Source organism: Sphingomonas aerolata (assembly GCF_003046295.1).
Classification (GTDB): domain Bacteria; phylum Pseudomonadota; class Alphaproteobacteria; order Sphingomonadales; family Sphingomonadaceae; genus Sphingomonas; species Sphingomonas aerolata.
Genome location: NZ_PZZN01000002.1, coordinates 331,515 through 357,698 on the forward strand (window position 1 = coordinate 331,515; position 26,184 = coordinate 357,698).

20 protein-coding genes are annotated in these 26,184 nt (G+C 68.0%); 14 read left to right on the forward strand and 6 right to left on the reverse strand.

Annotated features, from left to right (window positions below):
• Positions 1-48 precede the first annotated feature (48 nt).
• From C8J24_RS08905 to C8J24_RS08920, 4 genes are all read left to right on the forward strand, one after another.
• Positions 49-864, forward strand: coding sequence for an LD-carboxypeptidase (locus tag C8J24_RS08905; protein WP_107931835.1), 816 nt, complete (start codon positions 49-51; stop codon positions 862-864).
• A gap of 617 nt (positions 865-1,481) precedes the next feature.
• Positions 1,482-3,473 carry a threonine--tRNA ligase gene (gene thrS / locus C8J24_RS08910; RefSeq protein ID WP_031396175.1) on the forward strand — a complete coding sequence of 664 codons (1,992 nt, stop codon included), beginning with the start codon at positions 1,482-1,484 and terminating at the stop codon, positions 3,471-3,473.
• A gap of 99 nt (positions 3,474-3,572) precedes the next feature.
• The gene (infC, locus tag C8J24_RS08915; protein WP_031396176.1) at positions 3,573-4,103 is read left to right on the forward strand and encodes a translation initiation factor IF-3; all 531 of its coding nucleotides are present in this window, start codon (positions 3,573-3,575) and stop codon (positions 4,101-4,103) included.
• A 333-nt stretch (positions 4,104-4,436) separates the two neighbouring features.
• Entirely contained in the window at positions 4,437-7,256 is a 2,820-nt protein-coding gene (locus C8J24_RS08920; RefSeq protein WP_107931837.1) for a TonB-dependent receptor, read from the forward strand.
• Between the two features lie 165 nt (positions 7,257-7,421).
• Here C8J24_RS08920 and C8J24_RS08925 read toward each other — a convergent pair whose 3' ends face one another.
• Positions 7,422-10,169, reverse strand: a complete 2,748-nt coding sequence (locus tag C8J24_RS08925) for a [protein-PII] uridylyltransferase (RefSeq protein WP_107932735.1) — start codon at positions 10,167-10,169, stop codon at positions 7,422-7,424.
• A gap of 98 nt (positions 10,170-10,267) precedes the next feature.
• Between C8J24_RS08925 and C8J24_RS08930 the strand changes: the two genes are divergently transcribed.
• Positions 10,268-11,557 carry a homoserine dehydrogenase gene (locus C8J24_RS08930; protein WP_107931839.1) on the forward strand — a complete coding sequence of 430 codons (1,290 nt, stop codon included), beginning with the start codon at positions 10,268-10,270 and terminating at the stop codon, positions 11,555-11,557.
• 219 nt (positions 11,558-11,776) lie between these two features.
• Here C8J24_RS08930 and C8J24_RS08935 read toward each other — a convergent pair whose 3' ends face one another.
• From C8J24_RS08935 to C8J24_RS08950, 4 genes are all read right to left on the reverse strand, one after another.
• Positions 11,777-12,232, reverse strand: a complete 456-nt coding sequence (locus C8J24_RS08935) for a hypothetical protein (protein ID WP_107931841.1) — start codon at positions 12,230-12,232, stop codon at positions 11,777-11,779.
• A gap of 120 nt (positions 12,233-12,352) precedes the next feature.
• Entirely contained in the window at positions 12,353-12,691 is a 339-nt protein-coding gene (locus tag C8J24_RS08940) for a hypothetical protein (protein WP_107931843.1), read from the reverse strand.
• A gap of 76 nt (positions 12,692-12,767) precedes the next feature.
• Complete coding sequence (locus tag C8J24_RS08945) at positions 12,768-13,211, reverse strand: CoA-binding protein (protein ID WP_107932737.1); 444 nt, start codon at positions 13,209-13,211, stop codon at positions 12,768-12,770.
• A 140-nt stretch (positions 13,212-13,351) separates the two neighbouring features.
• Positions 13,352-14,302 carry an Mrp/NBP35 family ATP-binding protein gene (locus tag C8J24_RS08950; protein WP_107931845.1) on the reverse strand — a complete coding sequence of 317 codons (951 nt, stop codon included), beginning with the start codon at positions 14,300-14,302 and terminating at the stop codon, positions 13,352-13,354.
• A gap of 69 nt (positions 14,303-14,371) precedes the next feature.
• Between C8J24_RS08950 and hflK the strand changes: the two genes are divergently transcribed.
• The 5 genes from hflK (at position 14,372) to C8J24_RS08975 (ending at position 21,590) form a co-directional block, all read left to right on the forward strand.
• Positions 14,372-15,538, forward strand: coding sequence for a protease modulator HflK (gene hflK / locus C8J24_RS08955; protein WP_107931848.1), 1,167 nt, complete (start codon positions 14,372-14,374; stop codon positions 15,536-15,538).
• On the forward strand, positions 15,535-16,401 hold the full coding sequence (gene hflC / locus C8J24_RS08960; RefSeq protein WP_031395778.1) for a protease modulator HflC: 867 nt from the start codon (positions 15,535-15,537) through the stop codon (positions 16,399-16,401). Before hflK ends, hflC begins: the two co-directional genes overlap by 4 nt.
• Before the next feature lie 105 nt (positions 16,402-16,506).
• Positions 16,507-18,072: a Do family serine endopeptidase gene (locus C8J24_RS08965; RefSeq protein WP_031439387.1), complete on the forward strand. Its 1,566-nt coding sequence runs from the start codon at positions 16,507-16,509 to the stop codon at positions 18,070-18,072.
• Between the two features lie 110 nt (positions 18,073-18,182).
• Positions 18,183-19,832, forward strand: coding sequence for a helicase HerA-like domain-containing protein (locus tag C8J24_RS08970; protein WP_107931850.1), 1,650 nt, complete (start codon positions 18,183-18,185; stop codon positions 19,830-19,832).
• A gap of 525 nt (positions 19,833-20,357) precedes the next feature.
• Positions 20,358-21,590 (forward strand): M20 metallopeptidase family protein, encoded by a 1,233-nt coding sequence (locus C8J24_RS08975; RefSeq protein ID WP_107931852.1) that lies wholly within the window; start codon positions 20,358-20,360, stop codon positions 21,588-21,590.
• A gap of 169 nt (positions 21,591-21,759) precedes the next feature.
• Here the strand turns inward: C8J24_RS08975 and C8J24_RS08980 are convergent, their stop codons facing one another.
• The gene (locus C8J24_RS08980; RefSeq protein WP_107931854.1) at positions 21,760-22,716 is read right to left on the reverse strand and encodes an isopenicillin N synthase family dioxygenase; all 957 of its coding nucleotides are present in this window, start codon (positions 22,714-22,716) and stop codon (positions 21,760-21,762) included.
• A 140-nt stretch (positions 22,717-22,856) separates the two neighbouring features.
• On the opposite strand from C8J24_RS08980, the gene C8J24_RS08985 reads away from it, so the two are divergent.
• The 4 genes from C8J24_RS08985 to C8J24_RS09000 all read left to right on the forward strand — a co-directional run bounded on the left by C8J24_RS08985 (position 22,857) and on the right by C8J24_RS09000 (position 26,156).
• Complete coding sequence (locus tag C8J24_RS08985; protein ID WP_056679409.1) at positions 22,857-24,116, forward strand: multidrug effflux MFS transporter; 1,260 nt, start codon at positions 22,857-22,859, stop codon at positions 24,114-24,116.
• A 72-nt stretch (positions 24,117-24,188) separates the two neighbouring features.
• Positions 24,189-24,530, forward strand: a complete 342-nt coding sequence (locus C8J24_RS08990; RefSeq protein WP_037530490.1) for a hypothetical protein — start codon at positions 24,189-24,191, stop codon at positions 24,528-24,530.
• A gap of 74 nt (positions 24,531-24,604) precedes the next feature.
• Positions 24,605-25,225, forward strand: coding sequence for a nuclear transport factor 2 family protein (locus C8J24_RS08995; protein ID WP_107931856.1), 621 nt, complete (start codon positions 24,605-24,607; stop codon positions 25,223-25,225).
• A 265-nt stretch (positions 25,226-25,490) separates the two neighbouring features.
• Complete coding sequence (locus C8J24_RS09000; protein WP_031394478.1) at positions 25,491-26,156, forward strand: outer membrane protein; 666 nt, start codon at positions 25,491-25,493, stop codon at positions 26,154-26,156.
• Positions 26,157-26,184 lie beyond the last annotated feature (28 nt).

Consider the following 26,184-nt stretch of genomic DNA (forward strand, 5'->3'; position numbering starts at 1 on the left):
GTGCTCGCGCTATCGGCGGTTGCGTAACGGGGCAAGACAGGACGAACCATGCGCATCGGTGTTCTCGCCGCGTCGAGCCGGACCAATCCCTCGGCTATCCCCGTGGTCACCGCCTATGCGGCGCGCGCGTTTCCCGAGGTCGAATTGGTGTTCCATCCGCAATGCACCGCGACCGACGGGCATTTCGCGGGGTCGGATTTCGCGCGGGCGGCGGCGTTTCTCGAATACGCCAATGATCCGGCGTTCGACGCGATCTGGTTTTTGCGCGGGGGCTATGGCGCGAACCGGATCCTGCAGATGGTGATGCCCGAGCTGGGGCGCGCGGCACGGCACAAGACGTATCTGGGCTATTCGGATGTCGGGTTCCTGCTGGGGGCGCTCTACGCGCGGCGGATCGGGCGGGTGGCGCACGGGCCGATGGTGAGCGACATCAACCGGCATGACGGCGAGGCGACGGTGGCGCGGTCGCTGGGGTGGATGGCGCGGGGGGATCGCTCGGGACTCGAGCCGGGGCTCGGGGGGCAGCCCTCGGCGGCGTTCAACCTGTCGATCCTGACGTCGCTGATCGGGACGCCGTGGCTGCCGGACCTGACCGATCACGTGCTGATCGTCGAGGAGGTGTCGGAGCCGATGTATGCGATCGACCGGATGCTGTTCAAGGTGGCGAACGCGACCCAGCTGAAGGGGATTGCCGGGTTGCGGCTCGGGGCGGTGACCGCGGTGCAGGCGAACGAGCCGGCCTGGGGGGAGACGCTGGACTATATGATGGTGCGGTGGGCGCGGGACATGGGGGTGCCGTATCTGGGGCGGGCCGAGGTGGGGCACACGCAGGGGAACCATGTGGTGCCGTTCGGGGTGGGGTGAGGGGGCGGATTGCTTCCACCCCGGCGGAGGCCGGGGTCCAGGTGGTGAGGTCGGCGTAACTGGGCGCTGTCCTTTGTTGGCGGCGTTTCCCAACTGGGCCCCGGCCTTCGCCGGGGTGGAGTTTGGGGGTGGTCGCGGGGTTATTGCGGCGTGCCGGGGTCGCGGCGCGCGCTGCTTGGCTCTGGATCCTGACTTTCGTCAGGATGACGGGGGTGGGTCCACCCCGGCGGAGGCCGGGGTCCAGGTGGTGAGGTCGGCGTAACTGGGCGCTGTCCTTCATCAGCGGCGGTTCCCAACTGGGCCCCGGCCTTCGCCGGGGTGGGGTCTGGGGAGGGGCGCGGGTTATTGCGGCTTGCTGGGGTCGCGGCGCGCGCTGCTTGGCTCTGGGTCCTGACTTTCGTCAGGATGACGGGGGTGGGTTCCCCGGCGGAGGCCGGGGTCCAGTTGGTGAGGTCGGCGTAACTGGGCGCGGTCCTTTGTTGGCGGCGTTTCCCAACTGGGCCCCGGCCTTCGCCGGGGAACATGGGGCGGTTCGTGGGGTGTCGGTGCGTGGCGGGTTGCCTATATCGGCTGGGCGACGGCATAAGCGCCGTTCTTCCATCACGAGAAAGTTCCTCATGTCTGCCATGTTCCGCATTACGCTTCCCGACGGCTCCGTCCGCGAGGTTGCGCCCGGGACTACGCCCGCGGACGTCGCTGCGGCGATCGGGCCGGGGCTTGCCAAGGCGGCGCTGGCGGCGCGGATCGATGGGCAGGTGCGGGATCTCGGGCGGCCGTTCGAGGGGGATACGCAGCTCGCGCTCGTCACCGCGCGCGACGAGGCGGATGCGCTCGAGCTGGTGCGGCATGACCTGGCGCATGTGATGGCGGAGGCCGTGCAGCATCTGTTCCCGGGCACGCAGATCACCTTCGGGCCGGCGACCGATGACGGCTTCTATTATGACTTTGCGCCGAAGGACCGGCCGTTCACCGACGAGGACCTGCCGGCGATCGAGGCGGAGATGCGCGCGATCATCGCGCGGAACGAGCCGTTCCTGCGCGAGGTCTGGTCGCGCCAGCAGCTGATCGACCGCTGGACCGAGCAGGGCGAGACGTTCAAGGCCGAATGGGCCGCCGAGCTGCCCGAGGGCGAGGAGCTGACCATCTACCGCCAGGGCGAGTGGCTCGACATGTGTCGCGGGCCGCACATGGTGTCGACCGGCAAGCTCGATCCCGCCGCGTTCAAGCTGACGCGCGTGAGTGGCGCCTATTGGCGCGGCGACCAGAAGAACGCGATGCTGAGCCGGATCTACGGCACCGGCTGGCTCAACAAGAAGCAGCTCGACCAGCATCTGTTCCGGCTGGAGGAAGCCGCCAAGCGCGATCACCGCAAGATCGGGCAGGAGATGGACCTGTTCCACCTCCAGTCCGAGGCGCAGGGGTCGGTATTCTGGCATCCCAACGGCTTCGTGCTGTGGCGGCAGCTGGAGGCGTATATGCGCCGGCGGCTCGATGCGGCGGACTATGCCGAGGTGAAGACGCCGCAGCTGATGGACGCCAAGCAGTGGGAACAGTCGGGCCATTGGGGCAAGTATCGCGAGAACATGTTCGTGGTGCCCGACGAGATCCCGAACGTCGAGGATGAGGGTGCCGTGCTGTCGGGCGAGGGCGACCTGATGGCGCTCAAGCCGATGAACTGCCCGGCGCACGTCCTGATCTTCAAGCAGGGGATCAAGTCGTATCGCGACCTGCCGATCCGGATGGCGGAGTTCGGCTGCTGCCACCGCAACGAGCCGCATGGCGCGCTGCACGGCATCATGCGCGTGCGGCAGTTCACGCAGGACGACGCGCATATCTTCGTCCGCGAGGACCAGCTGGTCGAGGAGGTGCGCAAGTTCTGCGAGCTGCTCGACAGCGTGTACAAGCATCTGGGCTTCGAGGATTATGCGGTGAAGCTCGCGCTGCGCCCCGAGAAGCGGTTCGGCGACGATGCGATGTGGGACAAGGCGGAGGCCGAGCTGCGCGAGGCGGTGATGCAGTCGACCTTGTCCGACACGATCAAGGCGAATTTCGAGGAGCTGCCGGGCGAGGGGGCATTCTATGCGCCGAAGCTCGAATTCCACCTGACCGATGCGATCGGGCGGACGTGGCAGGTCGGCACGATCCAGTCGGACCGCGTGCTGCCCGAGCGACTCGACGCGTCGTACGTGGGCGCGGATGGCGAGCGGCACCGGCCGGTGATGCTCCACCGCGCGATTCTGGGCACGTTCGAGCGGTTCATCGGCATATTGATCGAGCATCATGCCGGGCGCTTCCCGCTGTGGCTGGCGCCGGTGCAGGTGGTGGTCGCGACGATCGTGTCGGATGCGGACGACTATGCGCACAGTGTGGTCGCGGCGCTGCGCAAGGCGGGGATCCGCGTCGAGACCGACCTGCGCAACGAGAAGATCAACTACAAGGTGCGCGAGCACAGCCTGGCCAAGGTGCCGGTGCTGTTCGTGGTCGGCAAGCGCGAGGCGGACGAGGCGACGGTCGCGATTCGCCGGCTGGGCAGCCAGGGGCAGGAGATGCTGTCGCTCGACGAGGCGGTGGCACGTCTTGCGATCGAGGCGCGCGCTCCCGATATGTGATGGACGAGGCCGGCTTTCCGCGCAGAGCTTTCTGCGCTATAAGCCGGCCCAAATACTTCGTCAGAAACAACAGGAGCAACCCCCATACGTCCTCCCACGATGCGCCGGCCCATGCAGACGCCCGCGATGAACGGCCCGCGATTCAACGAATTCATCCAGAGCCAGAAGGTCCGCGTGATCGATCACGAGGGCGAGAATCTGGGCGTGATGTACACGCGCGAAGCGATCGAGCAGGCGGCCGAGCATGGTCTGGACCTGGTTGAGGTCTCGCCCAACGCCGATCCGCCCGTCGCCAAGTTCCTCGATGTCGGCAAGTTCAAGTACGAGGCGCAGAAGAAGGCGAACCTCGCACGCAAGTCGCAGAAGACGCAGGAGATCAAGGAGATCAAGATGCGTCCGAACATCGACGACCATGATTACGACACGAAGATGAAGAAGGTGAACGACTTCATCGGCGAGGGCGACAAGGTCAAGATCACGCTGCGCTTCCGTGGCCGCGAGCTGAGCCATGGCCAGCTGGGCATGAACCTGTTGAAGCGCGTGCAGGACGACGTTGCGGAGATCGCCAAGATCGAGGCGTATCCGCGCATGGAAGGCCGTCAGATGCTGATGGTGCTCGCGCCCAAGTAACGGCGTGACGACGCGGCCCCGCGATGCGGGCGCGATACGACGATAGCGACCGGCCCATCGCCCCCTGTCCGGGGCGGTGGGCCGTTTGCGTTGGGGTGCAGGTCACCATGACCCTTTCCGTAGCGTCAACCGCCGCGGTCGAACCGCCCGTGCGCGATGCATCGATTTTGGGGCTATCACGCGGTGTTATTGCTCGGTGTTGCGGAAGTGCGACACAGCGACCGGAAAGTTACTTCCGCATACGGAAATCGGTGGACGCTGCATGAAAATTCCAATTACCTCCTGACCAAACCGGAAATTCGAAATAATTCGAAGCCGCCAGGAGAGATGCCCATGCGCATGACCGCATATCTGTTGTCTGCCGCCGCGACGATCGCGATCGCGGCGCCGGCCTTCGCACAGGATGTCCCGACGACGCAGCCCGAGGCGCAGACCGTACCCTCAAATACATCGGGTACCGCCGCCGCGTCGGTGGATGCGCAGCAGCAGCCGGTTGCCGAGAACGCGAATCCCCAGCCGATCAATGCGGGCGACATCGTCATCACCGCGACCCGCCGTTCCGAGCGGCTGTCGAACGTGCCGATCGCGGTGTCCGCGGTGGGCCAGGCGGCGCTGCAGAATTCGGGTGCGACCGACATCCGCCAGATGACGCAGCTTGCGCCGTCGCTGCTGATCTCGTCGACGGGCTCGGAGGCGAACGCCTCGGCGCGTATCCGCGGCATCGGCACGGTCGGCGACAATCCCGGACTCGAAAGCTCGGTCGCGGTGTTCATCGACGGCGTCTATCGCAGCCGCACGGGTTCGGGGCTCAACGATCTCGGCGAGGTCGACCGGATCGAGGTGCTGCGCGGGCCGCAGGGGACGCTGGCCGGGCGCAACGCATCGGCGGGCACGATCAACATCCTGACCAAGCTGCCGTCCTACCAGTTCGGCGGGTACGGCGACGCGACCTATGGCAATTACAACAATATCCGCATCGCGGGCGGGCTGACCGGGCCGATCATCAAGGACAAGCTGGCGTTCCGGCTCGACGGCGTGTTCGGCAAGCGCGACGGCTATTATTACGACGTCATCAACCAGACCGATTATAACGACCGCAACCGCTATTTCGTGCGCGGGCAGCTGCTGTTCGAGCCGAGCAGCGACGTGTCGGTGCGGCTGATCGGCGATTACACGCGACGCGATGAGAAATGCTGCGGCGCGGTCTATATCGACACGCGCGAGAAGATCGATCCGACGCCGGGCGTCGCGGGCGACTTCGCGATCAACCCCGCGGGCAACCGCATCCAGCAGGTCATGCAGAGCATGGGCGCGGTGTTCCCGAGCCAGGGCGACCCCTATAACCGCCGCATCGCCAACACGCTGGGCCGCGCCTATTCGAACATCACCAAGGATTATGGCGGTTCGGGCCAGATCGATGCGAATCTGGGCTTTGCGCAGCTGACCTCGATTACCGCGTATCGCGAGTACAAGTCGGGCGGCGCGGCCGACATCGACTACGGCAATCTCGACATCGGCTACCGTGCGGACGACGGCAACAGCTATCGCCAGTTCCACACCTTCAGCCAGGAAGTCCGGCTGAACGGGTCGCTGTTCGACGACAAGCTCGACTGGCTGGTCGGCGGCTATTATTCGAAGGAAGACCTGGTCGTTGCGGACAATCTGAAGTTCGGGACGCAATATGGCGCGTTCGCGGCGTGCCGGATCGTGGCGACGGTCAACCCGGCGGCGGCGCTGCGCAATCCGGCCAATCCGGGCTGCCTCAGCGCGGCGGGACGTGCGGTCCTGTCCGGGCAGGTTCCGGGCACGCAGCCCGCCTTCGGCGCGCTGACCGGTACCATCCTGAGCGGCATCGACCGGTTGAGCACGCTCAACAATCTGGGCGATCAGCGGTCGACCTATTATCAGGACAGCGAGAATTACGCGTTCTTCACGCACAACATCTTCAAGGTCACCGACAAGCTGTCGATCACCGGCGGGCTTCGCTACACGCATGAGGCGAAGGATTTCCACGCCGACTTCAACAACAACAACACCGTGTGCCCCGCGCAGCAGGCGGCGCTGAGCCCGCTGCTGGCAAGTGCGGCGGTGCCCGCCAGCCTGAAGACGCTGGTCGGCGGGATCGTCACGCTGACCTGCACGGGCAATTCGACCTCGGCGCTGAACGGGCTCGATCTGAACGACGGGTTCAAGGAAGGCGAGTTCAGCGGCACGGGGATCGTGTCGTACAAGCCGCGCACCGACACGCTGCTCTATGCGTCCTATTCGCGCGGCTACAAGGCGGGTGGCTATAATCTCGACCGGTCGGACCTGACCGCGAACGTCTTCTCGTCGCCGACCAATGCGAGCGCGAGCCGGCTGCGGTTCGATCCCGAGACGGTCAATTCCTATGAGCTGGGGCTGAAGTTCACCTCCGCGCAGTTCACCTTCAACGTCGCGGGCTTCCGCCAGGAGTTCAAGAACTTCCAGCTGAACACGTTCAACGGCACCAACTTCATCGTCCAGAACATCAGCTCGTGCGACACCAGCCTGAACGGCGCGGATCGTGATGCGAGTGCGGCGACGGGCGCGTGCACCGGCGACGTGAAATATGGCGTGCGGTCGCAGGGCGTCGAGCTCGAGGCGGGGCTGTTCCCGGTCCGCGACGTCGCGGTGAGCCTCGGCTACACCTATGTCGACACGACCTTCAAGAACAACCTGGTCGGGTCGGAGACGGGCGAGGCCCTCGACCCCGCGCTGTTCCTGCTGTCGGGCAACACGCTGTCGAACGCGCCCAAGCACACGGTCACCGCGTCGGGGACGTGGACGCCCGAGCTGGGGTCGTCGGGGATCACCGGGCTGTTCTACATCGATGGCCGCATGACCAGCGACTATAATACCGGGTCGGACCTGTTCACCGAGAAGACGCAGGACGGCTTCTTCCTGATGAACGCGCGGATCGGCATCCGCGGGCCGGCGCAGAAATGGGCGGTCGAATTGTGGGCGCAGAACCTGCTCGACACCGATTACCAGCAGGTCGGGTTCAATGCGCCGTTCCAGGGCGCGGGCAATCTCGACCAGGTGAAGGCGTTTGGCGGGGTGGGGAACCAGATCTTCACCTCGTACCTCGCCGAGCCGCGGACCTATGGGCTGACGGTGCGGACGCGGTTCTGATTTCGCTTGGAGGGTAGGGAGGCCGGTCCGTTCGCGGGCCGGCCTTTTTCGTTTGTGGTGGGCCTTCGTTCACGTCCGTCATCCTGACGAAAGTCAGGATCCAGGATAACTGAGCGAGACGTTCGTGGCTCTGGATCCTGACTTTCGTCAGGATGACGGGAGGCGTCAGGCGGCGAGGTCGAGTTGCTTGCCGGCGGCCGCCGCGAGCAGGCGGCGTTCGAGCGTCTTCAGCCGGGCGGGGGCGGTGATGCGGTCGCCGGTGAGGTCGGTGATGTAGAAGGTGTCGACCGCGCGTTCGCCGTACGTCGCGACATGCGCGGAGTGGATCGTCACCTTCGACTGGAACAGCGCCTGGGCGAGCCGGTTGAGCAAGGCGGGGCCGTCGCGGGCATTGACCTCGACCACGGTGAAGCGGTTCGAGGCGCGGTTGTCGATCATCGCGTTGGGGACGATGTCGAACGCCTCGGCGCGCGCGCGCGGCAGGGGCTTTGCGACGAGGCGGTCGGCGAGCTTGCCGCGGTTGGCGAGCGCATCCTCGATCGCGGTCTTCAGGCGGGCGAGCTGTTCGCTGCCGTCGAACGGGCGGCCGAACGGATCCTGGACGAGGAAATTGTCGACCGCCATGCCGTCGCGCGTGGTGTGGATCCGCGCGTCGATGATGTTGCCGCCCGCGACATGGATCGCGCCGGCGATGCGATAGAAGAGCCCGGGATGATCCGCGGCGTAGATCGTCACGAGCGTGGCGCCGCGGCCGGGATAGACATGCGCGTCGATCGCGAGCTGCGCGTCGCCGGTGCCCGCGAGGAAGCGGGCATTGTGGACGAGCACGTCCTCGGGCTCGGCGATCCAATAGGCCTCGGGCATGCGGCGGACGAACGCGGCGAATTCGGCGTCGCTCCAGCCGAGATCGGCGTGGAGCGTCTCGTGCTTGGCGGCGATGCGCTCGGCGCGGCCCTTCTGCTTGTGGCCGAGGCGGAGCACCTCCTCGGCGGATTCGTAGAGGTCGCCGAGCAATTGCCGCTTCCAGCCGTTCCAGACGCCGGGGCCGACCGCGCGGATATCGACGATGGTGAGGACGAGCAGCAGACGGAGTCGCTCGGGGCTCTGCACCACGTCGCAGAAATCGAGGATCGTCTTGAAGTCCGACAGGTCGCGCTTGAACGCGGTCGCGGACATGAGCAGGTGCCAGCGGACGAGCCAGGCGACGGTCTCGGTCTCCGCAGGGCTCAGGCCGAAGCGCGGGCAGAGGCGCTGCGCGACCTCCGCGCCGAGGATCGAGTGATCGCCGCCGCGGCCCTTGGCGATGTCGTGGAGCAGCACCGCGACATAGAGGACGCGGCGCGAGACGATCTGGCGGAAGATCGCGCTGGCGAGCGGATGGTCGTCCTTCAGCGCGCCATTCTCGATCCGTGCGAGCAGACCGAGCGCGCGGATCGTGTGTTCGTCGACGGTGTAGTGATGATACATGTCGAACTGCATCTGCGCGACGACGCGGCCGAAATCGGGCACGAACCGGCCGAACACGCCAGTCTCGTTCATCCAGCGCAGGACGAGTTCGGGATCGCGCGGCGAGCTTAGCACGTCGAGGAACAGCGCGTTGGCGGTGGGGTCGTCGCGGATGTCGTCGACCAGCTTCACGTCGCGGGCGGCCGCGCGCATCGCGAGCGGGTGGATCTCGAGCGTATTGCGGTCGGCGAGCTGGAAGATCTCGATCAGCCGGACCGGCTCCGCGCGGAAGAAGTCGTCGTCGGGCAAAGCGAGCCGGCCGCGGTCGAGGACGAAGCCGTTCAGTCGGCGCGGGCTGCGGCGGATCGTCGGCAGCCCGAAGCGGCGGCCGCGCGCGGCGAACTTCTCGTCGAGATGCGCGAGGAAGACGCCGGTGAGGTCGCCGACGGTCTTCGCCTGGAGAAAGTAGAAATGCATGAAGCGCTCGACCTTCGGCTTGCCCGGGCGGTCGGAGAAGCGCATCCGGTCGGCGATCTCGCGCTGGACGTCGAAGGTCAGCCGGTCCTCGGCGCGACCGGTGATGCTGTGGAGGTGGCAGCGCACCGCCTGGAAGAAATTGTCGGCGCGGTGGAAGAGGCGATATTCGGCCTTGGTGAACAGCCCGACATCGACGAGCTGCGCCGCGCGCTGGACGTCGTAGATGTACTTGCCGATCCAGAAGAGCGCGTGGAGATCGCGCAGGCCGCCCTTGCCCTCCTTGACGTTGGGTTCGACGACATAGCGCGTGTCGCCCATCTTGCGGTGGCGCAGGTCGCGCTCGACGAGCTTGTCGGCAATGAACGCGCGCGCGGTATCCGCCTGGACCTCGACCTTGAAGCGGCGCGACGCCTCTTCGTAGAGATCCATGTCGCCGGTGACGTAGCGCGCCTCGAGCAGGGCGGTGCGGACGGTGATGTCGGCCTTGGCCTGGCGGATCATCTCGTCGAGCGAGCGGCTGGACTGGCCGAGCTTCAGGCCGAGATCCCAGAGCGTGTAGAGCATCGATTCGATGATGCGCTCGACCCGCGGGGTCTGCTTGCCCGGCGTGAGGAAGCCGATATCGACATCCGAATGCGGCGCCATCTCGCCGCGACCATAGCCGCCGACCGCGATCAGCGTGAGCCGGTCGTCGGGGGTGGGGGCGGGCGCGGGGTGCAACCGGGTGGTGGTGAAATCGAACAGCAGGCGGAGCAGCTGGTCGATCAGATAGGCCTGCGCGCTCGACACTTCGAGCCCGCGGCTGGGATGTTCGGCGAGCCGCTTGGCGACCTCGACCCGGCCCGCGTCGAGCGCGGCCTTGAGCAGGATCGTTGCCTGGCGGCCGAGCGCGACCGGGTCGTTCTCGTCCAGCGCGGCGATGGTGTCGGCGACCGCGCGGCGATCGACGATCGCGCGGCGGTTGGGCAGGTGATCGAAGCGGCCGGTCATGCGGGACCAGATAGGGCGCGCGGCGCCATTCGTCATCTTGATTGCGGGAATCCTTCCCGAACCCTAGGTCTTCGCGCGGGTTTGGCGAAAGGAAGACGATGAGCGAAGCGTTGCGCGTGGGACTGGCGGGCCTGGGAACCGTGGGGGGCGGCGTCATCCGGCTGCTCGACGCGAACCGCGAGCTGATCGCCAGACGGGCCGGCCGCGCGATCGAGGTCGTCGCGGTGTCGGCGCGCGACCGCTACAAGGATCGCGGCGTCGATCTGACGCGGTTCGCCTGGGTCGACGATACCACCGCGCTGGCGCAGCAGGCGGACGTCGATGTCGTCGTCGAGCTGATCGGCGGATCGGACGGCCCCGCGCTGACGCTCGCGCGCTCGACGCTGAATGCGGGCAAATCGTTCGTCACCGCGAACAAGGCGATGCTCGCGCATCACGGCTATGAGCTGGCGACCGCGGCGGAGGCGGCGCGCGTCGCGCTGAAGTTCGAGGCGGCGGTCGCGGGCGGGATCCCGGTGATCAAGGGGCTGCGCGAGGGTGCCGCCGCCAATGCGATCGGGCGGGTCTACGGCATCCTCAACGGGACGTGCAATTTCATCCTGAGCAAGATGGAGGCAGAGGGGCGCGATTTCGCCGAGATCCTCGCCGAGGCGCAGGCGCTGGGCTTTGCCGAGGCGGATCCGAGCTTCGACATCGACGGGGTGGATGCGGCGCACAAGCTGTCGATCCTAGCCTCGATCGCGTTCGGGACGCGGCCGGCGTTCGACACGGTGGCGGCGAGCGGGATCCGGCACCTGCTGGGCGCGGACATCGCCGAGGCGGCGGCGCTGGGCTACCGCGTGCGGCTGCTCGGGCTGGCGGAGGACGGGCCCGACGGGCTGTTCCAGCGCGTGCATGCGCATCTGGTGCCGGTCGACCATCCGCTCGCGCATGTCACAGGGTCGCTGAACGCCGTGGTCGCGGAGGGCAATTTCGTCGGGCGGCTGCTGTTCCAGGGCGCCGGCGCGGGCGACGGGCCGACCGCGAGCGCGGTGGTCGCGGACCTGATCGACATCGCGCGCGGCGAGTACGGGCCGCCCTATGCAATGCCGGCGGCGTCGCTGGTCGCGGCGGCGACCGCGGACAGCGGCGAGCGGCGCGGGCGCGCCTATCTGCGCTTCACGGTCGCGGACCGGGTCGGCGTGCTGGCCGAGATCGCCGCGGCGATGCGCGACGCGGGCGTATCGATCGAGAGCCTGATCCAGCGCGGCGCGATGGCGGACGGCAGCGTGCTCGTCGCGATCGTCACGCATGAGGGGCCGGAACGGTCTGTGGCGCAGGCGCTGGAGAAATTGCGGGGGTCGCAGAGTCTGGTGGGGCAGCCGTTGTGGATGCATATTCTGGGGTGAGTGCCCAGCCCGCGTCATCCCGGGCTTGACCCGGGACCCAGGGTGGCGGGGCGCTGCGCTGCTTGGCTCTGGATCCTGACTTTCGTCAGGATGACGGGGTGTGTGGAGGTGGTGGCGGCCCCTCCCTTTCGTCATCCTGGGCTTGGCCCAGGATCCAGAGTTGCGGGGCGCTGCGCTGTTTGGCTCTGGGTCCTGACGTTCGTCAGGATGACGGGGTGGTTACGGTCTGGCGGGGGCCGGGGGGGCGGGGTCTGACAGGTCGATGGCGATGCGGCCGGTCTTGTCGGGTTTCTTGGCGAAGGCGCTTTTGGCGAGCGCGACGGCGCCGGCGATGAGGGGGACGATCGGCGGGCCGAAGCCGGACTGGCAGCCGCTCTGGGTCGCGGCGCAGGGCGTTCCCTCGAGCGACAGCGCGCGGATCGCGGTCATGTTCGGGTTGGCGGCGACGGGGCGGTCGGGCGGGCCCCAGTCGGGGAGCGGGAGGCGCGGGCCCGATTGGGTGCCGGGCGCGCAGACGGTAATCGTCTTGTCGCCCTCCTTCACCACCGGGCAGTCGGGGGGATTGAGGATCGACCAGCTCTTTTCGGTCGGGGCGGACGAGGTCGATGTGGCGGCAGGCTGGGCCGCAGGTATGGCGCCGGCCTGTGTGAGCGCGAGCAGCGTGACGAGAATCATCGAGGGCGCCTCAACGGTTTGCGGTGATCATGGGTATCGCCCGAGCATGGACCCGATCGGGGCGTCTTGCCACTGTCCAGATGGCGGGGGCCTGATGACGGGGGCGTGATGGCGCGGGGGTCAGGGTGCGGGTTTGCGGAGGCCGCCGGCGGTGACGCCCGCCGCGCCGACGCCGACCGACACGCCGGCCATGCCGCCGCCGACCTGGAACGGGCCCATGTCCTGGACCGGGGTGCGCGCGTTGAGCAGCCGGACACGTTCCGCGGCGAGGCTTTCGTGGCGCGGATCGCCGGGATCGTGCTCGACGAACGGCACGCGGAACCGATCCGCCTGGCGAAGGCCGCAGACGGTGATGTCGGTCGAAGCGGGATCGACGACGCAGCGGGGTTCGGCGGCGAGTCGCTCGCTGGCCTTGGCGAGCAGCGGGTCCTGAGCAAGAGCCAGAAGCAAGGCGAACATGACCTGTCCCCGATACGCGATGGGCCGATACGAAGCTCGTCGCGAGGGTGACGCACGCGCAGGCGAGCCGCAAGCGTCAGTCGGTCGGATCCCGATCTATTCTGGCGACGCCGAGCCGGGGGATCTCGATCGCGGGGCAGCGGTCCATGACGACCTGAAGCCCGGCGGCTTCGGCGCGGGCGGCGGCTTCTTCGTTGATCACGCCGAGTTGCAACCAGACCGCTTTCGCGCCGATCGCGATCGCCTGGTCGACGGCCTCGCCCGCGGCGGCGGAGTTGCGGAAGATGTCGACGATGTCGATTTCGTCGCCGAGCTGGGCGAGTTCGCGGAAGACGAATTCGCCGTGGATGTGCTCGCCGGTGATCTGCGGATTGACCGGGATGACGCGGTAGCCGTGCGCCTGCATCCGCGCCATCACGCCATAGGAGGGGCGGTCGGGGCGGTCGGAGGCGCCGACCAGCGCGATCGTGCGCGCGTTTTCGAGAAGCGTCCTGATATCGGAATCGGCGGTAAGAGGCATCGCGGCGTCCTCTTCGGGGAGCACCCGTCCGGGTCTGTACATAGACCGGTCGGGTGGCTGGAATCCTGGTCCGCTCGTGCCGTAGCTCTACGCGCCAGGCACGACCGGTAACAACACAACGGCGCGGGCCCCAAAACGTTTCACATTTTTCCAATCCATGCGACGACCTGAGCGGCGAGGGCGGCGAAGATCACGTCGTCGGGCTCGGCCGCGGGGGGCGTTCCCGCGTCGGAGGCGGTGCGGATCGACAGCGTCAGCGGGACGCGGCCGAGGAACGCGATGCCGAGCTCACGCGCCGCCGCCTCGGCGCCGCCGTTGCCGAACGGATCCGAGCTTTCGCCGCAATGCGGGCAGACATAGCCGGCCATGTTCTCGACCAGACCGATGATCGGGATCCCGGCTTTCTCGAACAGGTCGATCGCGCGGCGGGCGTCGATCAGCGCGAGGTCCTGCGGGGTCGAGACGATGATCGCGCCCGCGGGACGGTATTTCTGGACCATCGTCAGCTGGACGTCGCCGGTGCCGGGGGGCAGGTCGAGCACGAGCGTGTCGGTCGCGCCCCAGTCCGCCTCGACCAGCTGGCCGAGCGCACCCGCCGCCATCGGTCCGCGCCAGGCGAGCGCGCGGCCGGGATCGACGAGCTGGCCCATCGACAGGAGGGGGACGCCGTAGGGGGTGGGGACCGGGTCGAGCACCTTGTCCTTGGCGGTCGGGCGGGTGCCCTCGACCCCCATCAGCCGCGGCTGCGACGGGCCGTAGATGTCCGCGTCGACGAGCCCGACGCGGCGCCCGGCCCTGGACAGCGCGATGGCGAGATTGGCGGACAGCGTCGACTTGCCGACCCCGCCCTTGCCGCTGGCGACCGCGATCAGCCGGCGGGTGGTGCGTTCGGCGGTCATGACCACGCGCACCTCGCCGACGCCCGGCGCGGTCGCGGCCATCTTCACCGTCGCCTCGAGCGCGTCGCGCGCCTTCGGGTCGAGGCCGGTCGCATCGACGACCACGCCGAGCCGCGTTCCTTCGAGTCGCACCGTGGCGCGCGTGCCCGCCACTGCGGCAATCGCCGCCTTTACCGCTTCAATGTCGATCATCGCCGCCAGATAGGCCCGTGGCGGGCGCTTGGCACTGTTTTTCCGCGATGGCACACCTATAAAGGTTGGATGACGATCTTTACGCGCTGGCTCCGGCGTCCCCCCATTCTCGCCGTCGAAACGCCAAAGGGCCCCTGGGGCGGCTCGGGTGACGACAATGCCGGCGAGGGCGGCGGCCCCCGCAACCCCTGGGCGCTGCCCCCCGGCGGTCGCAAGCCGACCGGCAAGCCGAGCGCGCTCGACGAATTCCTGAAAAAGGCGCGGGTCTCGGGCGGCGGTGGCGGCGGCGGCAGCAGCGGCGGCGGTTTCGGCGGCCTGCCGACGGGTGCCAATGCGCGCGCGCTGTGGGCGATCGCGGTCGCGGTGATCGTGGTGCTGTGGCTGCTGTTCACCTCGTTCCACCAGATCGGGCCGCAGCAGCGCGGCGTGGTCACCTATTTCGGCAAATATGCCGGCACGCTCGACCCGGGTATCCGCCTGACCCCGCCCGCGCCGATCGCGAGCGTCGAGGTGGTCGACGTGCAGAATATCCGCACCGACAATTTCCCCGTCGGCGACGGCGAGAACCTGACGCTGACCGGCGACCAGAACATCATCGATCTCGCCTATTCGGTGCGCTGGGACATCGCCGATCCGCGCGATTACGTGTTCCAGCTCGCCGAGCCGAACACCACGGTACGCGCCGCCGCCGAGAGCGCGATGCGCGCGGTGGTCGCGACGACGACGCTGGAGCAGGCGATCGGCACGGGCCGCACGGTGATCGAGCAGCGCGTCGCCGAGCTGACCCAGCAGATCCTCAACGACTATAAGTCGGGCGTCCGCATCCAGGGCGTCGCGATCAAGCAGGCCGCCGCGCCCGCGCAGATCGTCGAGGACTTCAACGCGGTGACCGCGGCGCAGCAGGAAGCGATCGCCAACCTCAACCAGTCGCGCTCGTACGCGCAGCAGGTCGTGGCGCGCGCGCAGGGCGAGGCCGCATCGTTCGACAAGGTCTATGAGCAATATCGCCTCGCCCCCGAGGTGACGCGTCGACGGATGTATTACGAGACCATGGAAGCGGTATTGGCCAAGAGCGACAAGACGATCGTCGAGACCCCGGGCGGCGTCGTCCCCTATCTGCCGTTGCGCAACGGCAAGCGGCTCGCCGATCCGGAGGTCGCGCCGCGCGCCGCCCAGCCGGCGACGCCCGCGCCGGCTGCGGCGGCCGCCGCCGCCCAGCCGGGAGCCGCCCAGTGAACGGCCTGACCTGGCGTAACCCGCTGATCGCGGGCGCGATCGCGCTGGTGCTCGTGATCCTTGCCGCGGCGAGCTTTGCGATCGTGCCGGAAACGCAGCAGGCGGTGATCCTGCGGTTCGGCCAGCCGATCCGGACGGTCAACGCCTATGCGCCCGGCCAGCCCTTCGGCCAGACCGGCGCAGGGCTGATCGCGCGCGTGCCGTTCATCGACCGCATCGTGTGGATCGACAAGCGCGTGCAGGACATCGAGCTCGACAACACTTTGGTGCTGTCGACCGACCAGCTGCGGCTCGAGGTCGATGCCTATGCGCGCTACCGCGTCGTCGACCCGCGCAAGATGCGCAACGCGGTCGGCAGCGAGGAACGCATCCCCGACCAGCTGCGCCCGATCCTGGGGTCGGCGCTGCGCAACGAGCTGGGCAAGCGGCGCTTCGTCGAACTGCTCAGCCCCGAGCGGTCCGAGCTGATGGACAATATCCAGACCGGGCTGCAGCGCGTCGCGAGCCAGTACGGCGTCGAGATCGTCGACGTGCGGATCAAGCAGGCGAACCTGCCCGTCGGCCTGCCGCTTGAGAGTGCGCTCAAGCGCATGTCGAGCGCACGCCAGCAGGAGGCGATCACGATCCGCGCCGAGGGCCAGAAGCAGGCGCAGATCGTCCGCGCGCAGGCGGATGCCGATTCGGCGAAGATCTATGCCGAGAGCTTTGGCAAGGATGCCGACTTCTACGACTTCTACCGGGCCATGCAGTCCTATCGGCATACGTTCGGGGCAGATGGCGGTCCGGCACCCGAAGGATCGACGTCGATAATTCTTTCGCCGAACAACAGCTATCTGCGGGAATTCGAGGGCCGCGGGCGTTAAAGCCCGTGAGCTTGCTCTGAACACCCGTTCATATTCAAGCGTCGTTCAGCCGTAATCGGCGATGAAACCCCGGTTTCGGACGATGAAACGAGAGGACAATATCCAGTGCGTTACGCCTACGCCATTACCAGCGCTCTACTGCTCGGCGGCGCGACCGCGACGCTCGCGCTCCAGCCCGGCACCGCTTCGGGGACCGGCCAGGTCGCCCAGAACGAACCTGGCGCGATCCAGGCGGTCGTGCCCAAGCCCGGCGCGCCGATGAGCTTTGCCGACATGGTCGCGCGGCTCCAGCCCGCGGTCGTGAACATCTCGACCAAGCAGACGATCGTCCAGAAGCAGCAGGCCAATCCGTTCGCGGGCACGCCGTTCGGCGAGCTGTTCGGCGGCATGGGCGGCGGTCCGCAGGGTGGCCCGCCGGTCAAGCGCGAGGGCGCTTCGCTCGGCTCGGGCTTCTTGATCTCGGCGGACGGCTATGTCGTCACCAACAATCACGTGATCTCGCCGGGCGCGCAGGGCGCGACGGTCGATTCGATCACCGTGACGCTGAGCAACAAGAAGGAATATGTCGCCAAGGTCATCGGCAAGGACCAGGAATCGGACCTGGCGCTGCTGAAGATCGACGCGCCCAACCTGCCCTTCGTCAAGTTCGGCGATTCGAACGGCGCGCGCGTCGGCGACTGGGTCGTCGCGATCGGCGAGCCGTTCGGGCTGGGCGGCACGGTGACCGCGGGGATCATCTCGGCGATCAACCGCGTCACCGGGCAGGGCGGCGCGTATGACCGCTTCATCCAGACCGACGCGTCGATCAACCAGGGCAATTCGGGCGGGCCGATGTTCGACCTGAACGGCAATGTGATCGGCGTGAATTCGCAGATCTTCAGCCAGTCGGGCGGCAATATCGGCATCGGCTTCGCGATCCCCGCGGCGACCGCCAAGCCGATCATCGCGACCTTCATGAAGGGTGGCACGATCGAGCGCGGCTATATCGGCGTGACGCTGGGCCGGGGTGGCACGATCGACGAAGATACCGCAGCCGCGCTCGGCATCGCCAAGAACCAGGGCGAGCTGATCAACGACGTCACCGCGGGCGGACCCGCGGCGCGCGCCGGCGTGCGAGCGGGCGACGTGGTGACCAAGGTCAACGGCCAGGTCGTCACGGTCGACCAGTCGCTGTCCTATCTCGTGTCGAACGTGAAGCCGGGTCAAACCGCGCGGCTCGACATCCTGCGCAACGGCAAGCCGACGAGCGCGAACGTGGTCGTCGTGCCGCGGCCGAGCGCGGACAAGCTGGCGGCGACGCTGGGCGGCGACGCGCAGGGCTTCGGCACCGACGACGGCGACGACGATGACGCAGCGACCGGCGCGGCACCCACTGCGGGTGCGGCGCTCGGGATCGGCGTCCAGCCGCTGACCCCGGCGATTGCGCAGGCGGTCGGCGTCGAGGCGGGCACGCAGGGCGTGGTGATCGCGGCCGTCGCGCAGACGAGCGATGCGTTCGGCAAGCTCAAGCGCGGCGACGTGATCATCTCGGTCAACGGCACGCCGGTGCGCAGTGCAACGGAGCTGCAGGGCGCGGTCACGACGGCCAAGGCCGCCGGGCGCCCGCAGGTGCTGTTGCAGGTCAAGCGCGGGCGCGGGCCGGCGCAGTTCCTGCCGGTCAAGATCAAGTAATCCACCCTAGGATTGCGTGTCCCGAAGGACCGTCGCTCACCCGAGCGGCGGTCCTTTTTCTTTGCGGGGCGCGGGGTTAGGATCGGGATCGATAGCGAGGACATAGCAGCATGGGCGACGGCATCTTCATCGGCGCGAGCGCGGACGGTACGCGGCAGACGCTCGAGCTCAAACGCGCGAACCGGCACGGGCTGATCGCGGGCGCGACGGGGACGGGCAAGACCGTGACCGTGCAGGGGATCATCGAGGGGTTTTCCGCGAACGGCGTGCCGTGCTTCGTCGCGGACGTGAAGGGCGACCTGTCGGGGCTCGCCATGGCGGGATCGCCGACCGCGAAGACGCATGCGATCTTTGCCGAGCGTGCGAGCGCGATCGGCGATGACGGCTGGGCCTATGCGGACACGCCGGTGCAGTTCTGGGACCTGTTCGGCGAGCAGGGGCATCCGATCCGCACGACGATCAGCGAGATGGGGCCGGTGCTGCTCGCGCGGCTGCTCGACCTGAACGAGGTGCAGGAGGGGGTGCTGACGATCGCCTTCCATGTCGCGGACACCGAAGGGTTGCTGCTGATCGATCTCGACGATCTGCAAGCGATGCTGAGCGAGTGCGCGGGGCGGGCGGACGAGCTGACGACGACGTACGGCAACGTGTCGAAACAGTCGATCGGCGCGATCCAGCGTGCGCTGCTCCAGTTGCGGTCGCAGGGCGCGGAGCATTTCTTCGGCGAGCCCGCGCTCGAGCTGCGCGACTTTATCGGCGTCGACGACCGGGGGCGGGGGCTGGTCAACATCCTCGCCGCGGACAAGCTGATGGCGAGCCCCAAGCTCTATTCGACGTTCCTGCTGTGGCTGATGAGCGAGCTGTTCGAGCAGCTTCCCGAGATCGGCGATCCCGACAAGCCGGTGCTGTGCTTCTTCTTCGACGAGGCGCATCTGCTGTTCGATGCCGCGCCCAAGGCGCTGCTCGACACGATCGCGCAGGTCGTGCGGCTGATCCGGTCGAAGGGCGTGGGGGTGTATTTCATCACGCAGAACCCGATCGATATTCCCGAGACGATCGCCGGGCAGCTCGGCAACCGGGTGCAGCATGCGCTGCGCGCGTTCACGCCGCGCGACCAGGCGGCGGTGCGATCGGCGGCGGAGACGTTCCGCGCGAATCCGGGGGTCGATGTCGCGACCGCGATCACCGAGCTGAAGGTGGGCGAGGCCTTGGTGTCGCTGTTGCAGGCGGACGGGTCGCCGACGCCGGTCACGCGCACGCTGATCAAGCCGCCGGTGTCGCGGGTCGCGCCGATCACACCCGCCGAGCGCGCGGTGATGATCGAGACGGATGCGATCGGGGCGAAATACGACACGCTGGTGGATCGGGAGTCGGCGGAGGAGCTGCTCGCGGCGAAGACCGAGGCGGCGAGCGCGGCGGCGGCCGAGGCGAAGGCGACGACCGCGGCGGAGAAGGCGGCGGTGGCGCAGGCGAAGCTCGACGCGAAGGCGGCGCGCGAGGCGCGGGCGGCGGAGCGCGAGGCTGAGCGGGTTGAGCGGGCGGCGGAGCGCGAGGCGGCGGATTCGCCCTGGGCGAAGATGGCGTCTTCCGCGACGCGGGCGGCGAGCTCGTCGATCGGGCGGCAGGTGGCGAACGAGATCGGGAAACAGGTGTTCGGGACGAGCAGCCGGAGCCGGTCGCGGTCGCGCGGCGGGGCGTCGGGGGGTGGTCTTGTGGGGAGCGTGCTGCGCGGGGTGCTGGGGGGGTTGTTTCGGGGGTGATGGGGGGTGGGGTGCGGTTCGGCTCCTGCTCCCGCGCATACCACCCCGGCGGAGGCCGGGGCCCAGTTGGGGAGGTCGCTGTAACGGGGCGCCGTCCTGCATCACTGGCGTGCCCCAACTGGGCCCCGGCCTTCGCCGGGGTGGGGCACTATTTGGTGGACTGGCGTGTCCTTCTCCATGGTCACCCGCGACGGCGGGTGCCCAGACTGGGTCCCCGCCTTCGCGGGGACACAAGGGAAGCGGGGGCGTGTGATCTCGCGCATACCACCCCGGCGGAGGCCGGGGCCCAGTTGGGGAGGTCGCTGTAACGGAGCGCTGTCCTGCATCACTGGCGTTCCCCAACTGGGCCCCGGCCTTCGCCGGGGTGGTGGGGGGTGTGGGGGCTGGCGGGTCCGATCTCGCTTGCACCTCCCCCGGTCTTCGCCGGGGTGGTGGAGGGGGTGGGGTGCTGTGGTATAGGGCGGCATCGGCACGGGCCGGGCGTTGGCCGGGCCTGTGCACCACGTCTTGCAAAGGTACCCGATCATGTCGCTCGATTTCGAATCCTCCACCGACTGGGCTGCGATCGGTGAGGAGAGCCTCGATGCGGCGATCGAGTTGCGCCGCGCGATCCATGCGGATCCCGAGGTCGGGCTGCACTGTCCGCGTACCTCGGACAAGGTGAAGGCGGCGCTGGCCGGGCTGCCGCTGGAGATCCGCGAGGGGACGTCCACGACCGGGTTCGTCGCGATCCTGCGCGGCGGGCGGGGCGGCGGTACCGCGGGGGGCAATGGGCGGACCGTGCTGCTGCGCGGCGACATGGATGCGTTGCCGATGCAGGAGGAGACCGGGCTGCCGTTCGCATCGAAGATCGACGGGGCGATGCATGCATGCGGGCATGATTCGCATACCGCGATGCTGGTCGGCGCGGCCAAGGCGCTGTGCGCGCGGCGGGACGATCTGCCGGGGACGGTCGTGTTCATGTTCCAGCCGGGCGAGGAGGGGCATCACGGCGCGCTGCATATGATCGCCGACGGGCTGCTCGACGCGCCATTGCCCGAGGCGGGGTTTGCGCTGCACATCTCGCCCAACATGCCGATGGGGCATGTCGTCAGCCGGTCGGGCACGCTGATGGCGTCGACCGATACGCTGCGCGCGACGATCACCGGGCGCGGCGGGCATGCGGCGATGCCGCACGACTGCCTCGATCCGCTGCCGATCGCGTGCGAGATCGTCACCGCGCTGCAGACCTATGTCGCGCGACAGGTGGCGGTGACCGATCCTGCGGTGCTGTCGATCACCAAGCTGAATGCGGGGAGCGCGCACAACGTCATCCCGTCTAGCGTCGAGATGCTCGGCACGATGCGGACCTTGTCCGAGCGGACGCGCGAACAGCTGCGCGCGGCGTTCGTGCGGATGGTCGAGGGGATCGCCGCGGCGCATGGCGCGGTGGGGACGCCGACGATCGAGCAGGGCTATCCCGTCACCGTGAACGATCCCCGCGCGACCGATCTGATCAAGGCGGTGGCGACGACGATCGGCGGCGAGGGCGCGTATCAGGTGATGCCGCCGATGATGGGCGCGGAGGATTTCTCTTACGTGCTGCAGAAGCTGCCCGGGGCGATGGCGTTCATCGGCGCGGCGCCCGAGGGGAGCGACCCGCGGACCAACCCGCCGCTGCACAACACGAAGATGACGATCGACGAGCGGGTGATGGCGCACGGCATCGCGGTGCACTGCGCGGTGGCGGAGCGGTTTCTGGCGAACGGGTTCGATTGAGGGGGGCGTGCGCTCCGCCGGCCTGTTCCGGGGGAGCGCACGCCATCCTGTTGCCCCTCCCCGGCGAAGGCCGGGGTCCAGGTGGGAGGGCTGTGTAACGGAGCGGTGTCCGACGTTATCACCGTCCCCCAACTGGGCCCCGGCCTTCGCCGGGGTGGTAGAAGAGCGGTTACTTCTTGATCAGGCCGATCTCTACCAGGCGTTCGTAGAGATAGTCGTGCGCGGTGATCGGGGTGGGGTAGCGGTTGGGGTTTTCCGCGGTGATCGTCGCCGGCAGCGTCTGAATCAGGAAATCCGGCGCGGGATGCAGGAAGAACGGCATCGAGTAGCGCGAATGGCCGCGGCGCTCGGGGGGCGGGTTGACGACGCGGTGCGTGGTCGAGGGCAGGACGTGGTTGGTCAGCCGCTGGAGCATGTCGCCGACATTGACGACCATCGCACCCTCGGGCGGCTTGATCGACAGCCAGCGGCCGTTCGCGCGGTCGAGCAGCTCGAGGCCCGCCTCCTCCGCACCGAGCAGCAGGGTGATGAGGTTGATGTCCTCATGCGCGCCGGCGCGGACGCCCTCGGCATCGGCGGGGATCGGCGGGTAATGGAGCAGGCGCAGGACGCTGTTGCCATCCTTGACCGCGGGGTCGAACCAGTCGGGCGCGAGCTTCAGGTGACGCGCGATCGCGGAGAGCAGCTTGTCGCCCGCGGTGTCGAACGCCTTGAACAGGTCGAGGAAGACCGGCTTGAAGCCCTCGGGCCGGGTCGGCCAGACGTTGGGCGACATCTGCGCCTCGTAGCGGTGGCCGGCGGGGAGCTCGCGGCCGACATGCCAGAATTCCTTGAGGTCGACGACTTTCGCGTCCTTGGCGATCTCGGTCTTGAACGGGGTGTAGCCGCGCGCGCCGCCGCCGCCGGGGGCGAAATAGCCGCGCTTCTCGTCCTCGGGCAGCTCGAACAGCGCCTTGGTCTCGGCCCAGGCCTGGTCGATCAGGTCGGTCGGGATGCCGTGATCGGCGACGATCGCAAAACCGAAGCGTTCGAACGAGTTGCCGAGCGCGGCGGCAAAGCCATCGGGGTCGCGCGCCTGATCGGCGAGGCTGAGCGTGGGAACCTGGGCGGCGGGGCTGTCGAGCATGGAAGGATGTCCGGATAGGGGAGCGCCGATATAGCGACGCGGGCGCGCGGTGCCAATTGCCTGGCGGGATTTCGCGTGGCGGCCGTGGGGGATGGATAGCGGGTTTCGTAGGTAGCGATAACGCGGTAGGGCGCCGCATCATGACCGCAGAAACCTTAGTATCCGACGCGCCCGCGATGCGCGGCGCGCCGATCGGCTTTGTCGAGTTCGTGGCGCTGGTCGCAGCCCTCATGTCGCTGACCGCGCTGGGGATCGATTCGATGCTGCCCGCGCTGCCCGCGATCGGCGAGTCGCTGGGGATCGCGAGCGAGAACAGCCGGCAATATATCGTGACCGCGTTCGTCATCGGCTTCGGCGTCGCGCAGCTCGTCCACGGGCCGCTCGCCGACCGGTTCGGGCGCCGCACGGTGCTGCTCTGGTCGCTGGGGCTGTACGCGCTCGCCAATGTCGCCTGCGCGCTGGCGGGGAGCTTCACATTGCTGCTGATCGCGCGGGTCGCAGGCGGGGCGGTGATCGCCGCGGCGCGGGTCGCGACGATCGCGCTGGTGCGCGACTGTTATCACGGGCGGGCGATGGCGCGGGTGATGTCGATCGCGTTCATGGTGTTCATGATCGTGCCGATCCTGGCGCCGACCTTCGGCTGGAGCGTGCTGCAGTTCGGCGACTGGCGCGCGATCTTCTGGGTGATCGCAGGCCTGACGCTGGTCGTGCTCGCCTGGTTCTGGGTCCGGATGCCCGAGACGCTCGCGCCCGAGAACGTTCTGCCGATCACGCCTGCGCGGATCCTGTCCGACTGGCGGCAGACGCTTAGCGACCGGCTGTCGCTCGGCTATACGCTGGCGGCGACCGCGCTGATGGGGTCGCTGTACGGGTATCTCAACTCGATCCAGCAGATCATGGCGGACGTGTTCGCAAAGCCCGATCTGCTCGCGCTGATCTTCGCGGTCACCTCGGTGACGATGGCGGCGGCCAATCTGATGAATTCGCGGATCGTGATGAAGCTCGGCACGCGACTGATCAGCCACTGCGCGCTGTCGGGGCTGATCCTGGTGTCGCTGGTGCATCTGGGCGCGATCGAGGCGAACTGGGAATCGCTCACCAGCTTTGCGGTGTTCCAGGCACTGACGCTCGGCTGTTTCGGGCTGGCGACGTCGAATTTCTCGGCGATGGCGATGGAGAATATGGGGCGGATCGCCGGCACCGCGTCGAGCGTGCAGGGGTTCGTCAGCGTCACCGCGGGCGCGGTGATCGGCGCGGTGATCGGCCAGGCGTTCGACGGGACGACGGTGCCGCTGGTGCTCGGCTTCCTGCTCGCGGGGCTCGCGGCGCTGGCAGTCGTCGCGCTGACGGAACGGGGCCGCCTGTTCCGGCCTGCGATCGTCGTCAAACCAGCCGAGTGACGGAACCCGGCACGCGTGCCCGCCGTTCCTTGACGCGAGACCGCACGACGCGGCCTGAGCAGGAGCGATAGCATGGGCGGACATCAGGTTCCCGGCATGGGCACGGGCGACGACGGGTATGACGAGGACGGCTATGACGAGAGCCAGCGCGCCGAGATCCTCGAGGCGACGCGCAGCGGCCCGGTCGACGGCGCGATCGTCACCGATCTGAGCCCCGATCTGGGCACGGACGACGACGAGGACGAGCCGATCGACGACATCGACATGGATTCGGAAGCGGTCGGCCAGACCGATTCGACCGTGACGATGGACGAGGACGATATCGACGAGGACGACGTTCAGGACGAGCTCGACGATGGCAGCATCGACGATGACGAGCTGGACGATGCCGACGACGTCGCGCTGAAGCCCTGATCCCTGCGATCCCCCGACGCGCGTGCGGCAGCGATCCCCACACGCGCGTCTCCGCTTCGATGTAGGAGGCGCGCGTGCGTATCGTGATCGCAACCGGCGGCGTGATGCCGATCCTTCTGGGATGCGGCCTGGGCGGCTGCTCGGACCCAAAGCAGCAGCAGCTCGACGTGACCGCGGCGGCGGCGCGCGCGCAACAGAACATCGCGCGTTATGCGGCGGACAGCCGCCCCGGCCGGCATCCCGTCGGCACCACCAAGATCGCGGCGGCGGCGCCCGAGACCCTGCCCGAGGCGGCGGCGGCGGTGGTCCGGCGCTATTACCAGCGGATCGCGGCGCATGATTTTGCCGGGGCGCGCGCGCTCTGGTGTCGCGACGGCGAATCCTCGACGCTCGACCGGGCGGGGTTTGCGAACCGCTTCGCGCGCTACGCACGTTATGATGCAAGCATTGCCGCGCCGGGCAGCGTCGATGCAGGCGCGGGCCAGCTGCACATCTCGGTGCCGGTGCGCGTGACGGGGACGCTGACTGACGGGATGCGCTTTGCCGATGACGGGATGGTTCTGCTGCACCGCGTCAATGACGGGATCGAGACCGCGAGCGCCGAGGCACATCTCTGGCGGATCGAATCCACGTCGGTCGACCCGGTGATCCCGCCACCGCGCCCGCCCGCCAACAGCGCGCCCGGACGCCGCTAAGCCGCTGAAACCCGGGTATCCGTAGCATCTTGCCGCCGCCTGGGAAAAGCCACGAAGCCGCCATGATGGCCGCGGTTTCGCCCTTGTTCGTTCATCGGACCGTCAGAAACCGTTGCCATCTTGCCACAGCCGGCGATTGTTCCCGAAATCGACGAACGGCGGTGCAACATTTTCGTCATCGACCTGTTTGGAGGGCCTGAGTGTCACGCGCCACGGGTTGTCCGGGGCGGCGGGACCCAGAACGAAACAAGAAGGTCATTCGAATATGCGTAAGCTTTCCATCGCAGTCGCCATCGCAGCAGCCGCCCTCGCCGCTCCGGCGTTCGCGCAGGACATGTCGGCTCCTGCCCCCACCGACAACAGCGCAGCGCCCGGCGAAGCCGCTGCACCGGACGGCTCGAAGGCCTTCGGGATCGAGCCGTATTTCGGCGTCATGGGCGGTTGGGAGCAGTTCGACAACGAAGCCGGTCACGGCATCCCGCAGGCGCTGAACGCCAACGGCACGCTGCGTCGCGGCTACAAGCCCTCGGGTTCGCTCGTTCAGGGCGTCTTGGGCGTCAACGTTCCGCTGGGCCCGGTCTTCGTCGGCGCAGAAGGTAACGTGATCAAGGGCATCGATGGCAACATCGACTGGCAGTATGGCGCAGCAGGCCGTTTCGGTTTCCGCGCTGGCGACAGCGGCCTGATCTACGGCAAGGTCGGCTACCAGTGGGTCAACTTCGACCATTTCTCGGGCCTGTCGAACACGGTTCCCAACACGAACCGCGACTATAGCGCGATCACCTACGGCATCGGCGCCGAAGTCGGTCCGCAGAGCATCGGCCTGAAGGGCATCACCGGTAACGCGGGCTTCCGCATCCGCGCCGAGGTCAACACCTTCGGCGATGCGCAGAGCTTCCGCCCGATGCTGGGTATCGTCACGCACTTCTGAGCCTTGGCTTAGGTACGTGAAATCGGGC